Annotated in this window: 12 protein-coding genes; 8 read left to right on the forward strand and 4 right to left on the reverse strand. The window is 70.8% G+C overall.

What is annotated here, in order from left to right; translation table 11 throughout:
• Window positions 1–17 precede the first annotated feature (17 nt).
• Window positions 18–3,125, reverse strand: a complete 3,108-nt coding sequence (locus tag OIE67_RS36660) for a BTAD domain-containing putative transcriptional regulator (protein ID WP_326629139.1) — start codon at window positions 3,123–3,125, stop codon at window positions 18–20.
• A 149-nt stretch (window positions 3,126–3,274) separates the two neighbouring features.
• Here OIE67_RS36660 and OIE67_RS36665 point away from each other — a divergent pair, with 149 nt between their 5' ends.
• Window positions 3,275–4,153 (forward strand): hypothetical protein, encoded by an 879-nt coding sequence (locus OIE67_RS36665; protein WP_326629140.1) that lies wholly within the window; start codon window positions 3,275–3,277, stop codon window positions 4,151–4,153.
• Between the two features lie 118 nt (window positions 4,154–4,271).
• Window positions 4,272–4,625 carry a hypothetical protein gene (locus tag OIE67_RS36670; protein WP_326629142.1) on the forward strand — a complete coding sequence of 118 codons (354 nt, stop codon included), beginning with the start codon at window positions 4,272–4,274 and terminating at the stop codon, window positions 4,623–4,625.
• Here the strand turns inward: OIE67_RS36670 and OIE67_RS36675 are convergent.
• Window positions 4,615–5,481: a TIGR03619 family F420-dependent LLM class oxidoreductase gene (locus OIE67_RS36675; RefSeq protein WP_326629144.1), complete on the reverse strand. Its 867-nt coding sequence runs from the start codon at window positions 5,479–5,481 to the stop codon at window positions 4,615–4,617. The genes OIE67_RS36670 and OIE67_RS36675 overlap by 11 nt on opposite strands.
• A gap of 110 nt (window positions 5,482–5,591) precedes the next feature.
• Here OIE67_RS36675 and leuE point away from each other — a divergent pair, with 110 nt between their 5' ends.
• Entirely contained in the window at window positions 5,592–6,290 is a 699-nt protein-coding gene (gene leuE, locus OIE67_RS36680; protein WP_326629146.1) for a leucine efflux protein LeuE, read from the forward strand.
• Window positions 6,291–6,503: 213 nt separating this feature from the next.
• Entirely contained in the window at window positions 6,504–7,145 is a 642-nt protein-coding gene (locus OIE67_RS36685) for a VC0807 family protein (RefSeq protein ID WP_326629148.1), read from the forward strand.
• Here OIE67_RS36685 and OIE67_RS36690 read toward each other — a convergent pair.
• Both OIE67_RS36690 and OIE67_RS36695 read right to left on the reverse strand, forming a co-directional pair.
• Window positions 7,053–8,018, reverse strand: coding sequence for a hypothetical protein (locus OIE67_RS36690; RefSeq protein ID WP_326629150.1), 966 nt, complete (start codon window positions 8,016–8,018; stop codon window positions 7,053–7,055). The two genes, OIE67_RS36685 and OIE67_RS36690, sit on opposite strands and share 93 nt — an antisense overlap.
• A gap of 34 nt (window positions 8,019–8,052) precedes the next feature.
• Entirely contained in the window at window positions 8,053–9,300 is a 1,248-nt protein-coding gene (locus tag OIE67_RS36695) for a sensor histidine kinase (protein WP_326629152.1), read from the reverse strand.
• Window positions 9,301–9,691: 391 nt separating this feature from the next.
• On the opposite strand from OIE67_RS36695, the gene OIE67_RS36700 reads away from it, so the two are divergent.
• The 4 genes from OIE67_RS36700 to OIE67_RS36715 all read left to right on the forward strand — a co-directional run bounded on the left by OIE67_RS36700 (window position 9,692) and on the right by OIE67_RS36715 (window position 13,147).
• Window positions 9,692–10,312: a DedA family protein gene (locus OIE67_RS36700; RefSeq protein WP_326629154.1), complete on the forward strand. Its 621-nt coding sequence runs from the start codon at window positions 9,692–9,694 to the stop codon at window positions 10,310–10,312.
• Between the two features lie 36 nt (window positions 10,313–10,348).
• Entirely contained in the window at window positions 10,349–11,161 is an 813-nt protein-coding gene (locus tag OIE67_RS36705) for a DMT family transporter (RefSeq protein ID WP_181308691.1), read from the forward strand.
• Between the two features lie 79 nt (window positions 11,162–11,240).
• Window positions 11,241–12,446, forward strand: a complete 1,206-nt coding sequence (locus OIE67_RS36710; RefSeq protein ID WP_326645573.1) for a glycosyltransferase — start codon at window positions 11,241–11,243, stop codon at window positions 12,444–12,446.
• Window positions 12,443–13,147, forward strand: a complete 705-nt coding sequence (locus tag OIE67_RS36715) for a DUF998 domain-containing protein (RefSeq protein ID WP_326629159.1) — start codon at window positions 12,443–12,445, stop codon at window positions 13,145–13,147. Before OIE67_RS36710 ends, OIE67_RS36715 begins: the two co-directional genes overlap by 4 nt.
• Window positions 13,148–13,271 lie beyond the last annotated feature (124 nt).

Consider the following 13,271-nt stretch of genomic DNA (forward strand, 5'->3'; position numbering starts at 1 on the left):
ACACGCGAATCCGCTGATCAGCCCACCATCGCGGCCAGCTCCCGCTGGGACATGGCCGCGCCGTGGGCGAAGCACTCGGCGAAACATGCCTCGCCCAGCGCGGCCCTGGCCGCGCGCGTCCCCTCCGCGGTCTCGGGCAGGTCGTCGGGCGGCTCGATCGCCGCCGCGGCCCCGAACAGCACCGCCGCCCGCTCCTGGTCGCCCCGTGCCTGCTCGGCCAGCCCGAACCCGGCCAGCACCGCCGACAGCAGCGGCCGGTCCTGGTCGCGCCGGCCGAGCGCCTTCAGGGCGGCGCGGTGCTGCTCCATGGCCGCCTCCACGTCGCCGCTCAGCGCCAGCGCCCGGCCGTAGGAGGTGTGCAGCATGACGGTGAACGGCACGACCGGCACGACCTCGGGCAGCAGCTCGAACAGGCTCCGGTAGCGGGCCAGCGCCTCGTCCACGGCTCCGCGGCGGCAGGCGTGCAGGGCCTCGGTCTGGCCGAGCAGCAACCGCGCGTACGCGGCCGTCTCGCCGTCCACTCCCGCCCTGGCCCTGGCCAGGTCCGCGCCCGCCCCGTCCAGGTCGCCTCCCCTGGCGCGCAGGTCCGCCAGCCTGACCAGCGAGTAGATCGCCTCGTCGCCGCTGACCCACGCGCCGGTCAGCGACCGCGTACCGGCGATCAGGTCATCGGTCGGGGCTCCGCGGGCCGCCCGCAGCTCGGCCAGGCCCAGCAGCGCCTCGTTCAGGCCCCAGCGGTCGCCGAGCTTCCTGAACCCGGCCACCGCCCGTTCCAGCTTCTCCTCGGAACGGGCCGGGCCGCCGACCATGAGCGCCGAACTGGCCAGCCAGAGATCGTCGCCGGCCGCGTACGAGTCGAGCAGTTCGGTGGCGCGCTCGTCGAACCCGGCCATGGCCGCCATGACGGCCCGGCCCAGCCGCAGCAGCGGATGCACGGGACCCTCCCGCTCCGCCGCCTCGATCAGCCGCTCGGTCGACTCCCACAGCTCGATCAGGCCGTCCCCGTCGTCGCTCAGCTCGCCGAGCCTGTCCACTCCGCAGGCGAACGCGCAGGCCGCGTACGCCTCGGCCAGGCCGGGCGGCGGCGTGTCACCCGCCAGCTCCAGCACCTGGGCGGCCCACGCCGCGCTCTCCCCGCGATAGCCGCACATCCACCAGTACCAGCTCAGCCCCGCGCACAGCCGCAGCGCCAGCTCGGTGTCCCGCACGTCGAGCGCCCAGCGCAGCGCCGCGGCGAAGGCGTCGCGCTCGGCGGCCAGCCGCTCGACCCAGCCGATCTGCGCGTCCGTCCGCAACTCGGGGGTGGCGCGCTCGACCAGGTCACGCAGGTACGCGGCATGCCGCCGCCGGTAGGCGCTCGCCTCGCCCGACTCCTCCAGCCGTTCGAGCGCGTAGGCCCTGATCGTCTCCAGCATCGAATAACGGCCCTCGGACGAGACCTGGACCAGCGACTTGTCCGCCAGCGCGCCCAGCACGCCGGCCGTACCCGCACACACCTGCTCGACCGCCTCCAGCGTCGCCCCGCCCGCGAACACGCCCAGCCGCCCGGCCAGCGCCCGTTCCTCGTCGTCGAGCAGCTCCCAGCTCCACTCGACCACGGCCCTCAGCGTCTGCTGGCGCGGCAGCGCGGTCCTGCTGCCGCCGGTGAGCAGCCGGAACCGGTCGTCGATCCGGTCGGCCAGCTGCCCGGGGGTCATGGTCCGCAGCCGCGCCGCCGCCAGCTCGATGGCCAGCGGCATCCCGTCCAGCCTGCGGCACAACGCCACCACGGCGGCCACGTTCGCCGCGTCGAGGGCGAACCCCGGCCTCGCGGCGGTGGCCCGGTCGAGCAGCAGCCTCACGGACGGGTACGCGCCGGCCGCCTCGGCATCGGCGCCGGGCGGCGGCGCTTCGAGCGGCGGCACCGGGGCCAGGTGCTCGCCGGGCACGCTCAACGGCTCCCTGCTGGTGGCCAGCACGCGCAGCTCCGGGCACTCCGTGAGCAGCCGCTCGGCCAGCACGGCGGCGGTCTCGACGAGGTGCTCGCAGTTGTCCAGGACGAGCAGCGCCCGCCGCCCCGCCAGCGCCGCGGCGACGGCCGCGACGGGGTCCTCCTCCACTGATCCCCCGTAGCGGGGCCGATCCTCCCGCAGGCCGAGCGCGCCCAGCAGCACCCCCGCCACATCTTCCGGCTCACCGGCCGAGGCCAGCTCCACCATCCACACGCCGTCGAGCCCGCCGGCGCCCATTCGCAGCGCGACCTCGGTCGCCAGCCTGGTCTTGCCCGCACCGCCCGGCCCGACGAGCGTCACCAGCCTGGCCTCGGCGAGCAGGCCGGACAGCTGCTCCAGCTCCGTTTCCCGCCCGATCAGCCTGGTACGCGGAACCCGAACGTTGCCCGCACTCCCCACCACGCCACCCGCACGGACGGCCCTCGCCTGAAGGTTCCCCGAACCGACGCCACCGAACGGCCCGACAACGGCTCCGGAGACGACGGCGAGATGAGCGGCACGCAGCTCATCACCCGGATCGACCCCGAGCTCATCGGCCAGCGTCCGACGGGTCCGCTCGTACAGCTCCAGCGCTTCGGCCTGCCGTCCTGACGCGGCCAGTGCCCTCATGGCCAGCGCGCACAGCCGCTCGCGCAGCGGGTGCGCCGCCACCTCCGCGCTCAGGTCGACCGGCAGCCCGGCCGCCAGCCGCTGCCCGGCCCGCGTCTCGACGGCGGCCAGCCGCTCCTCCTCCAGCCGGGCGGCCACGTTCGCCAGCCGGGGCACGGCGAGCAGATCGGCCAGTGCGGGCCCCCGCCACAGCTCCAGCCCCTCCCCGGCCCCCGCCGTACGCCGGAACAGCAGCGCGTCCACATTCTCGGCCCGCACGCTCAGCGCGTAACCACCCGGTCTGCTCTCCACCACGTCGTACGGCCGCAACGCCGCCCGCAGCCGCTTGACCAGCGTCTGCAACGCGTTGGGCCCGTTGACGGGCGGATCGTCCGGCCACAGGGTGTCGATCAGCCGCTCGGAGGTGACGGTGTGCCCGGCTTCGAGCGCCAGCAGGGCCAGCAACGCCCGCAGCCGCAACCCTTTGACGGCGATCGGTCCTCCGTCGCCATCGACCTCCAGGGGACCCAAGATGGATATCCGCACATGTCACATTCTGCCGTGCCACTTCCACCACCTGGCACGCGACCTTTCTTACACCCGGTTGAATAATCCTTCTACTTGACCCTGTGGACGAACATGAGAACGACAAGAATTCGTCAAAAGGGCGCGCCGAATCGCGATAACGTCCCCGCATGCCAACCGCACAACACGAAGGGCTCCACCGCATATTCCGCGACAATCCGGAGCTATACACTCGTGCATTCGAGATGATCGATATAAAATTGCCCGTTCCGCAGGAGATCGCCGTCATAGATACGGACATGACGGAAATTCTCCCCATCGATCGAAAAGCCGACACGGTGGTGATGTTCCTCCTCGAACAGGAGGAAAGGCACATCATCATCACCGAGGCACAGCTCCGCGAAAGCGAGCAAAAGGTATCCTCCTGGGCCCACTACATCAGCTACGCGCACAGCGAGTACAAGTGTCCAGTGACACTCATGGTGACCTGCGCGGACACCGGAACGGCGACCTGGGCTCGTAAGGCACACCCCATCGGACTCGTGGACCACCCTTCCCTGGTCGTCAGTCCGATCGTGTTCGGCCCCGACAACGTCAAGGCGATCACCGACCCGGAGGAGGCGACCGAGAACGTGGTTCTGACCATGTTCTCAGCCTTCTGCCACGTAGAGTCGCCGGAGGTGAATGACATACTGAAGGCCCTGGACCACGCCCTGCACAAGGTCGACCAGGAGACAGCCGAAGCACTCGCCGACCAAACGGAACTAGGCCTCGGAAAGACCAAAGCCAAACACGCCTGGAGGAAGTTCATGCACGCAAGCGCCTACCGATTCAGGTCAGAGTCCGCACGAGAGCACTTCGCCGAAGTCGAGGCCAAGGGCGAGGCAAGGGGCGAGGCGAAATCCATACTGAGGATCCTCGACAAGCGGGGCATCCCAACGGACCAGGCGTTCCGTGACAAAATTATGGAAACCACCGACATCGCCCTGCTCGAAGACTGGATCGATCGGGCCCTCGACGTCACCACCGCCGAAGACATCTTCGAGTAGCACCACCGGCCTGGATCAACGCCCCAACCGTGCCTGCCACCAGGCCCCCACCACGCCCCCTCCCATTGATCCAGGCCCCATCAGGCACCAACGCACAAGACGGACCCGGAGGAACTTCATGCACCCAGGCGCCTTCCTCTTCAGATCTGAGTCCGGACAGGTGTACCTCGCCGATGTTGTCGCCAGCGCCTTCGCAACAGGCTATGCGACGAGTTACACGAGGTATTTTCCGGAGGATTACGAGAAGGCTTATGCAAAAGGCTACGCGAGGGGCTATGCGAGATTCGTGCTGAGAGCCCTTGAGAAGCGGCGCATCCCCATCGATGAGCCCGTCCGTGACAAGATCATGAAAACCACCGACCTCGCCCTCCTCGAAGACTGGCTCACGCGTACCGTCCACGCCATCACCCTCGAAGAGGTCTTCGAGGAGGAGGCACCAGACGGCACTCCCTCCCCCGACGTCACGAAGTAAGGACCTCCGCGAGGCGTTCGACCAGTTCGTCCGCGCCCGTCTCCATCGGGTGCCAGAGCACGTGGTCGGCGCCCAACTCCCGGGCCTGCACCAGGTCCCCGGCCACCTGCTCCGGTGAGCCGGTCATCGGGGCGCGGTCGGTCAGGGGGCGGTCCGTGACGGGGCCGTTGACCTGGAAGACCAGCGGGCCCGGACCCTTGCCGTACGCCTCCACGGCCTGCCTGGCCTGGTCCCAGTCGAACACCACCACCACGATCCCCATCCCGAGTGCCGCCGCGCGCTCGATCGCCGCCGGAGCCCCGACGCCGGCCAGCAGGGTGAGGCCGGACGGTGAGGGCTTCGGGCCGATGTCGGCCTCCGGGATCGAGTAGAAGCGGCCGGAGAAGCTCACCGGGTCAGGGCCCCAGCACGCCTGCATGGCCTGGACGTGCTCCGCGAAGCCGGCCCCGCGCCGCTTCACGGGCACCCCGGCCGCCTCGAACTCCTGCTCCATCCAGCCCTGCCCGAGCCCGATCATGGCCCGGCCGCCGCTGAGCCGGTCGAGGGTGGCCAGCCGCTTGGCCAGGACGACGGGGTTGTGGAACAGCGCGTCGACGACGCTCGTGCCGAGGCGGATCGTGCTGGTCCTGGCCGCCACGTACGCCAGCGTCTCCAGCGGATCGAGGACGCTGCCGTAGGAGTCGGGCAGCGGCACCGGCTGGTCCATGCCGAGCATGCGTGCCTGGGCGGGGCGCAGCAGCCGTTCGAAGGTCCATACCGCGCCGAGGCCCGCCTGCTCGGCCGTCTGCGCCACGCGGGCGATGTGCTCAGGGTCGACGTCGCCGCCGGTGACGGGGAGGCCCATTCCGAGATCCATTGCGTGCTCCTTTCCCTGTGTGCCCATGTTGACCGGTGGGCGGCAGGAAAGTCATCGCTCCTCACGCGCTACCGTGATTTGTCACCAGTTCTTCTGCGGGAGCAAGCGGCATGTTCTTCGGCATCATGGATTTCTGGGCTTACGTGGTCGGCGCTTTTCTGATCATCCTGCTGCCCGGCCCGAACTCCCTGTACGTCCTGTCCCTCGCCGCCCGGCGCGGCGTCCGTCAGGGATACCGTGCGGCGGCGGGCGTGTTCGTCGGGGACACCGTGCTGATGGTCCTGTCCGCCGCCGGGGCCGCGTCCCTCCTGCGGGCCAATCCGCCGTTGTTCGCGATCGTCAAGTACGCGGGCGCGGCATACCTGGCCTGGATCGGGTTCCAGATGATCCGAGGGGCCTGGAGCGCTTGGCGGGCACTACCGGCCGCGGGGACGGAGGCGAAGGCGGGGGCGCAGGCGGCGACGGCCGATCAGGCGCAGGCCGCGGTGACGGAGGAGGAGCTCAGGGCGCGGCCGTTCCGTAAGGCGCTGGCCATCAGTCTGCTGAACCCGAAGGCGATCCTGTTCTTCGTCTCGTTCTTCGTCCAGTTCGTGGACCCGGCCTACGGCAACCCGGCGCTGTCGTTCCTCATCCTGGGCGCGGTCATCCAGATCTTCAGCTTCCTCTACCTGACGGCCCTCATCTTCGGCGGCACGTACCTGGCCCGGCAGTTCCGCCGCCACAGCCGGCTGAGCGCCGGGCTGACCTCCGGCGTGGGCGTCGTCTTCCTGGGATTCGGCGCGAAACTGGCCACCACGTCACTCGGATGAAAGACGCATTCAAGGCGTATCTGTTTTCGTGGACACAGATGGAACGAGTACAAAGAGGCAGTCCCACCTTCTTGCCTCGGGTACGGTAGGCCACCGGCGTGCTTCCCGGGACAACGGCGATGACGCCTCGGTGACATCCAGCCATCCATCTGGAAAGCCTGGTCCCCCGAAGCCCGGGTAGACGTCGATCGTCGGCCTATCTGCGGAGCAACCTTGAACCATCCACAGGTCACTCTTCCACGCCTCACCGCGCTCGCCCGGCAGGCCGCTCCCCGGCTGCTGGAGGGCGTGGTGGCCCCCCTCGCCGTGTTCTACCTCGCCATGGTCGTCCTCGGCTTCAAGTGGGCCCTCGCCCTGACCGTCGCCTGGGTCTACCTCGGGGTGGCCTGGCGGCTGGTCAGGCGGGTCAAGGTGCCCGCCACGATGTACCTGGCCGCATTCGCGATCACCATCAGGGCGGTCGTGGCGTTCTGGACCGGCACCTGGATGTGGTTCTTCATCCAGCCCGAGATGGGCACGATCTGCATCAGCATGGCCTTCCTCGCCTCCGTGCGGCTGAACCGGCCGCTGGTGCAGAAGCTGACGCTCGACTACATCCATCTGCCGTCGGCGGTGCTCAAGCACGAGCGGGTACGCAGGTTCTTCGCCAGGATCACGCTGCTGTGGGCGTTCGTGCTGCTGATGAACTCGACGCTGAGCATCTTCCTCGCGGTCTACGAGTCGCTGGGCGGCTCGCTGGCCGGCTTCATGATCATGCGTACGTCAGCGGTGGCCGTGATCAGCGGTGCTGCGATCACGTTCTCCGTGCTGGCGTTCAAGCGACTGCTGCACCGGCTGCACGTCTCGCACGCCTGACCGTTCCACCAGCAGGAACGCCCCGCACATCCCCATGACCAGCCCGGTCAGCATGCCGAACAGGTCCACCAGGCCGCCCGCGCCGCCCGCCGAGAGCGGCCCGCCGACGGACTTGACGATCATCAGGTAGAGGCCCCAGCCGAACAGCGTGCCCGAGCCGAGCCAGACGAGCACGAGCGGCCGCCAGAACGGGCCGCCGCCGCGCCGCCGTACGACCGCCACGAGCGCGACGGCTCCGGCGATGGCGAGCAGCCCCTTCAGCCCTTCCTGGACGAGCACCGCCGCGTCCGCGCCGAACGCCTCCACGAGCTTCGCCGCGCCGATCGCCACGGCCACCGGCAGCGCGCCCCAGGCGACGACCTCCTGCAGCGGCCGGGTCGGGCTGGGGAAAGGCTGGTTCACGGCCGTGGTGAAGACGCCGGGCCAGCGGTCGCGCGAGTAGAGCACGAAGGCGATCATGAGGCCGACGGCCTGCCCCACGAACCCGCCGTAGACCATCATGTAGATCCACGGCGCGATGGGCCCGCCCCCGAAGACCTGCAGGCCGGAGATGACCGCGATGACGGGCGCGGCCACGGCCACCACCGACAGCAGGCCGATGCCCACCCAGAGCGGCAGCAGGACCAGCCAGGCGGGCAGCCGCAGGCCCCAGCGCATGGTGAACGACAGCGCCAGCAGCAGGGCCACGACGTCCATGCCGAAGGTCATCGCGTTCATCCCGACCATGGCCGGGTCGTTCATCAGACCCGGCTCGCTCAGGCCGATGCTGCTCCCGGTCAGCCAGAGGATCTTGAGCGTGAGGTAGGGCAGCATGGCGGCGACCGCCACGATGGCGGCGGTGAGGCGGCCGATGCCCGGTCCGTGCGTGTTCATGCTCCGAGCCTCGCCTGAACGGCGGCCGGTTCCCTCACGACCGGTGGGGATCCTCCTCCCTCTCATGGGGGAGCTCATGCAGGAGGGTCACGGTCTCGTGCGGATGGGTCGCGGTCTCGTGCGGGAGAGTGACGGTCTCGTGCGGGAGGGTGACGGTCAGTTCGAAGCCGTCGCCGTACGGGCCGGCGGTGAGCGTGCCGCCGGACAGCCGTACGCGCTCGCGCAGCCCCGCCAGCCCCAGCCCGCCGGAGCGCGCCGTGGGCCTGGAGCGCGGCGGCCCGTTGCGGACGCGGACCCGGTGCGGGGAGAGCGTGACCTCGACCGCGGCTCCCGGGGCGTGCTTGGCGGCGTTGGTCAACCCCTCCTGGACGACGGCATGGGCCAGGGCGGACGCGGACGGGTCCGCGGACCCGTGCAGGGTGATCGACATGCCGGAGTCCGCGGCGCGGCGTACCAGCTCGGAGACGTCCTCCCCCACCGGCGAGAGCGGCGCGGCGTCGGCGTCGTCGCGCAGCAGCCCGATGATCTGGCGCAGCCGCTCCGTGGCGTCCGCCGCCGCGACGCGCAGCTCGCCCGCGGCCTTGACCTGGGCGGGCGCGAGGCCGGGGGCGAGCTCCAGGCCGGCGGCCCTGACGGCGATGAGGGCCAGGTCGTGGCCGAGTGAGTCGTGCATGTCACGCGCGATCCTGGCCCGCTCGCGCAGCCTGGCCTGGGCCTCGCCGGACAGCCTGGCCTGCTGCCGCTGGTGCAGCAGCCGGCGGCGCAGCAGGCCGAACAGGTAGGGGACGAGGTAGGTGCCGGTCAGCGCGGTGACCATGGACACCCACAGCGCCAGGTCGCCGCCCTGGGTCAGCACGACGGCCACGCCGACCAGGGAGATGAGGCAGAACGCCACGAGGGCGGGCCAGAGCCGGACCATGCGCCGCCCGGTCAGGAACGCGTACCAGATCACCACCATCGACGACGGCAGCAGCGGGAAGATCTTGACGTTGCGCCGGGGCAGCAGCCAGCTCAGGTCGACGGTCGCGAACCCCTCGGTGAACCGCCACGGCCCCATCGGCAGCAGCAGCACCAGCGCGGCCAGCGGATAGCGCCGGCCGACGTAGACGGCCACCGCCGCCAGCCCCAGCCGGGGCACGGTCACCCTGGCGAACGCCGCCGCGTCGCGGTAGACGGGATCGGGCCCCATCGCGATCACCAGGACGCAGAGCAGGACGAAGAGCAGCAGGTCGTAGCTCACCTGCTTGCGGTTCTGCCGGCGGGGGACGTGCGGACGCTTCACGCAACCGACGTTATCCGCGAGCCCGGGTACGCGAAGCCGCCGGAAGTCGGGTGCCACCCCTGACGAAAGTCAGGGTGGGGTGCGGGCCACCGCGGAGGTAGGGCTAACCCCACCCGGAAACCGCCTACCTCCACTGCTGTTTCCGCCTGTGGAAACGGGTTTGATCGATGGTGTCATCCGGAGGTCGCGAGCCCGCCCCTGACGAAAGTAGGGGGTGTCGCGTGCCGATCGTCCGATGTGCCGTGACCTGCGGAGTTTCTACCTTCATGGGGTACCGGCCCTGACCGGAGTAAGGGAAAGGGCCGCGTTCGACCGGGGGCATCCCCGATGTCCCCGGACCGCCCGCACCGAGACGCTGTGTGGGTGCCCTAAACGATCGGAGTACACACTCATGTCGCACGCCATCCTCGACCTGGTCGAGCAGGTGATGTCGTCACCGTGGTTGTACGTCGCGCTGTTCGCCCTGGCGTTGCTCGACGGATTCTTCCCCATCGTGCCCGCCGAGACGTCGGTGATCACGGCCGGGGTGTTCGCCGCCACCGGCGAGACCAACCTGGCCCTGGTCATCGTGGTCGCGGCGCTCGGCGCGTTCGCCGGTGACCACATCTCGTACCTGATCGGCAACAGGTCGGCCGGCCGGCTGCGGGACAAGAAGGCGTTCATCTGGGCGCGCGGCGCCCTGGCGGAGCGGGGCGGGCTCGTCCTGGTCGTGGCCAGGTACATCCCCGGCGGACGCACCGCCACCACGCTCACCATGGGCGCGGTGGGGCATCCACTGCGCTCGTTCACCTTCTTCGACGCGATCGCGGCCGGCTCGTGGGCGGTGTACTCCGGGCTGATCGGCTTCTTCGGCGGGATGGCGTTCGAGAACGACCCGATCAAGGGGCTGCTGCTCGGCCTCGGCATCGCGCTGTCCGTCACCGCCGTGGTGGAGATCGTGCGCTGGGTGCGGAAACGACGCGCCGCCATCCAGGTTTCCCCGGAACGCCTTCCTGCGGACACGTCTGTTTGACCCTGCCTGGCAACCATCCGTCTGAAAGGAGTGCGCATGACTGTGCTGGCCGCGGTAATAGCCCTGGTCGGGTCGCTGTTCTTCGCGCTCGGGGCCGCGCTGCAGCAGTTCGAGGCGGCCGGCACCGCCAAGCCCGGACTGCTCGCCCTGCTCAGGAGGCCGCGCTGGCTGCTGGGCGGCGCGTCCATCCTGGCGGGTGGCGGCCTGCACATCGTCGCGCTCGGGCTCGGACCGCTGACCGTCGTCCAGCCGATGGGCGTGGCCAGCCTGCTGTTCGCGCTGCCCCTGGCCGCCGCGCTGCACGGCCGCCGGCCGGCGCGCAACGAGCTGGCCGCGGCCGGCGTGGTGGCGATCGGGCTGATCGGCCTGGTGCTGCTGGTGCCGGAGTCCGACGGCCCGACCCACCTCAGCCCGAACGGCGTGCTCACCCTGCTCGCCGTGGCCGGCATCGCGGCGGTGCTGCTGTGGGCGGGCTCGAAGGCCGCCTCGCCCGCGGGCCGGGCGGCGCTGCTGGCGACCAGCTCAGGCGTCCTGTACGGCGCCACCGCGACGCTCGTCCGCGTGCTGGTGGACGGCGGCTGGAACTGGTGGTACCTGCTGGCGCTGCCGGTCCCTGCCCTGCTGGCGCTGGTCATGCTCCAGCGGGCCTACGCCGTCGGGCACTTCGGTGTCTCCTTCGCCTCCCTGCAGATCACCGACCCCTTGACCGCGGTGGCGTTCGGCGCGCTGCTGCTGGGCGAGCCGCTGCCGACCGGGATCCTGCCGGTCCTGGCCGCCCTGCTCACCGCCGCGGGCACCGTGGCGCTGGCCAGGACCAGCCCGCTGGAAGCACACCGAGAACCCGCCTGACCCCCTGACCGACTTGATCATCAATCCCCCGGCTGTCCCCGCAGCCGCGACAGCAAGACCGGAGTAGACGACCATGGCCATGCCCCTCCACACCGTTTCCGACGTCGCCGCGCTCTCCCCGGCTCCCGAGCGCCCCCGCCGGATCCTGATCTCCACCGACACCTATCCCCCTGATGTGAACGGCGCCGCCTACTTCACCCACCGCCTGGCCACGGGCCTGGCCGCGCGCGGCAACGACGTGCACGTGGTCTGCCAGTCGGAGGCGGGCCCGGCCAGCGCCGACGTCGTGGACGGGGTCGTGGTGCACCGGCTGCGCTCGGCGCCGCTGCTGGTCCACCCGACCATGCGCGTCACCGTGCCGACCCGGCTCGACCGGCTCGTCGCCGACATCAACCCGGACGTGCTGCACACCCAGGGCCACTTCGTGGTCGGCCGGGCCGCCATCGCCGCCGCCCGCCGGGCCGGCGTGCCGGTCGTGGCGACGAACCACTTCATGCCCGACAACCTCTTCCAGTTCGCCCACATCCCCGAGAAGCTCAGGATCAAGGCCGGCCGGCTGGCCTGGCGCGACTTCAGCCGCGTCTTCAACCGGGCCGACCACATCACCACGCCCACCCCGCTGGCCGCCAAGCTCCTGTCCGACCAGGGCTTCGGGCGCGAGGTCGAGCCGGTGTCCTGCGGGATCGACCTGACCAGGTTCCACCCGCGCGCCGAGCCGAAGTCCTGGGCGCGCCGGATGTTCGACCTGCCCGACCGGCCCACGGTGCTGTTCGTCGGCCGGCTGGACGAGGAGAAGCGGCTGGACGAGCTGGTCCGCGCGCTGCCGCTGGTGCTCAACGAGACCGACGCGCAGGTGGCGCTGGTCGGCAAGGGCAACCAGCGCGACGAGCTGGAGCGGCTGGCCAGGAGCATCGGGGTGAGCGATCGGGTCTTCTTCCTCGGCTTCGTGCCCGACGAGAACATGTCGCAGGCGTTCTCAGCCGCCGACGTGTTCGCCATGCCGGGCGTCGCCGAGCTGCAGAGCATCGCCACGCTGGAGGCCATGGCCTCGGGGCTGCCCGTGGTCGCCGCCCACGCGATGGCGCTGCCGCACCTGGTGGACGGGAACGGCTACCTGTTCCAGCCCGGTGACGTGGTCGGGCTGGCCAGGCACCTGACCGCCGTCCTCGCCGACGACGGCCTGCGCGCCCGGCTCGGCAAGGCCAGCAGGGAGCTGGCGCTGACCCACGACGACCAGTCCTCGCTCGCCCGCTTCGAGCGGATCTACGACGAGGTGGCGCGATGACGCTCAATCGGAGCGTCTGGGTGACGCTGATCGGCACGATGGTGTCGGCGGGCGCGCTGGCGTACGCGCACGTGGCGCTGCCCAGCCAGACGCTGCTCAGTGACTACGCGCTGGTCTCCGGCGGGCTGGCGCCCGTACTGATCGGGATGCTGGCACTCGCGGGAGCGTGCCTGAGCCTGGCGTACGGGCTGGCGACCGTGGACCCCGGGCGCACCGCGGCCACCCGCGTGCTGCTGCTGGCCGGAGCCTTCGGCCTGATGATGAGCGGCATCTTCCCCACCGATCCCGGCACCTCGCAGGTGGGCTCGCTGTCCGGCGAGATCCACCGCTGGTCGGCGGCGATCGTGTTCACCTCGCTGCCGGTCGCCGGCTGGGTCCTGGCCCGGGGCCGCTCCGCCGCCCCGAGGTGGAACGCGGTGCGCGCCATGAGCGTGGCCTCGGGGGTGGCGCTGGCGGTCTATCTGGCGGCCCATCCCGCCACGTTCACCTCGGCGCTGATCAACGGCGGCGCGTACTACGGGCTGCTGGAGCGCGGCATGGTGCTGGCCGAGATGGCGCTGCTCATGGCCATGGCACTGGCGATCGGCGGCGGCAGGGGCGCCGCGCGGAACGCGGTCGCGCCGCCGGCCGTCACGGCGGCCGAGCGGGACCGGCCGGAGAACCCGGAGCGGCCGGAAGGCCAGGAACGGCTCGCCGCCTGACGGCGGCACGCCGCCGGTGACGGAACCGCCCGCGTCGGCCCTCGGCCTTCAGCCGGCAGCCCCGGCCGCGGGACGTCCCCGCTCGGGCATACTTCGGCCGCCGTCGAAAGGACCAGGTCATAGC

This window comes from Nonomuraea fuscirosea (assembly GCF_035917475.1).
GTDB lineage: Bacteria > Actinomycetota > Actinomycetes > Streptosporangiales > Streptosporangiaceae > Nonomuraea > Nonomuraea fuscirosea.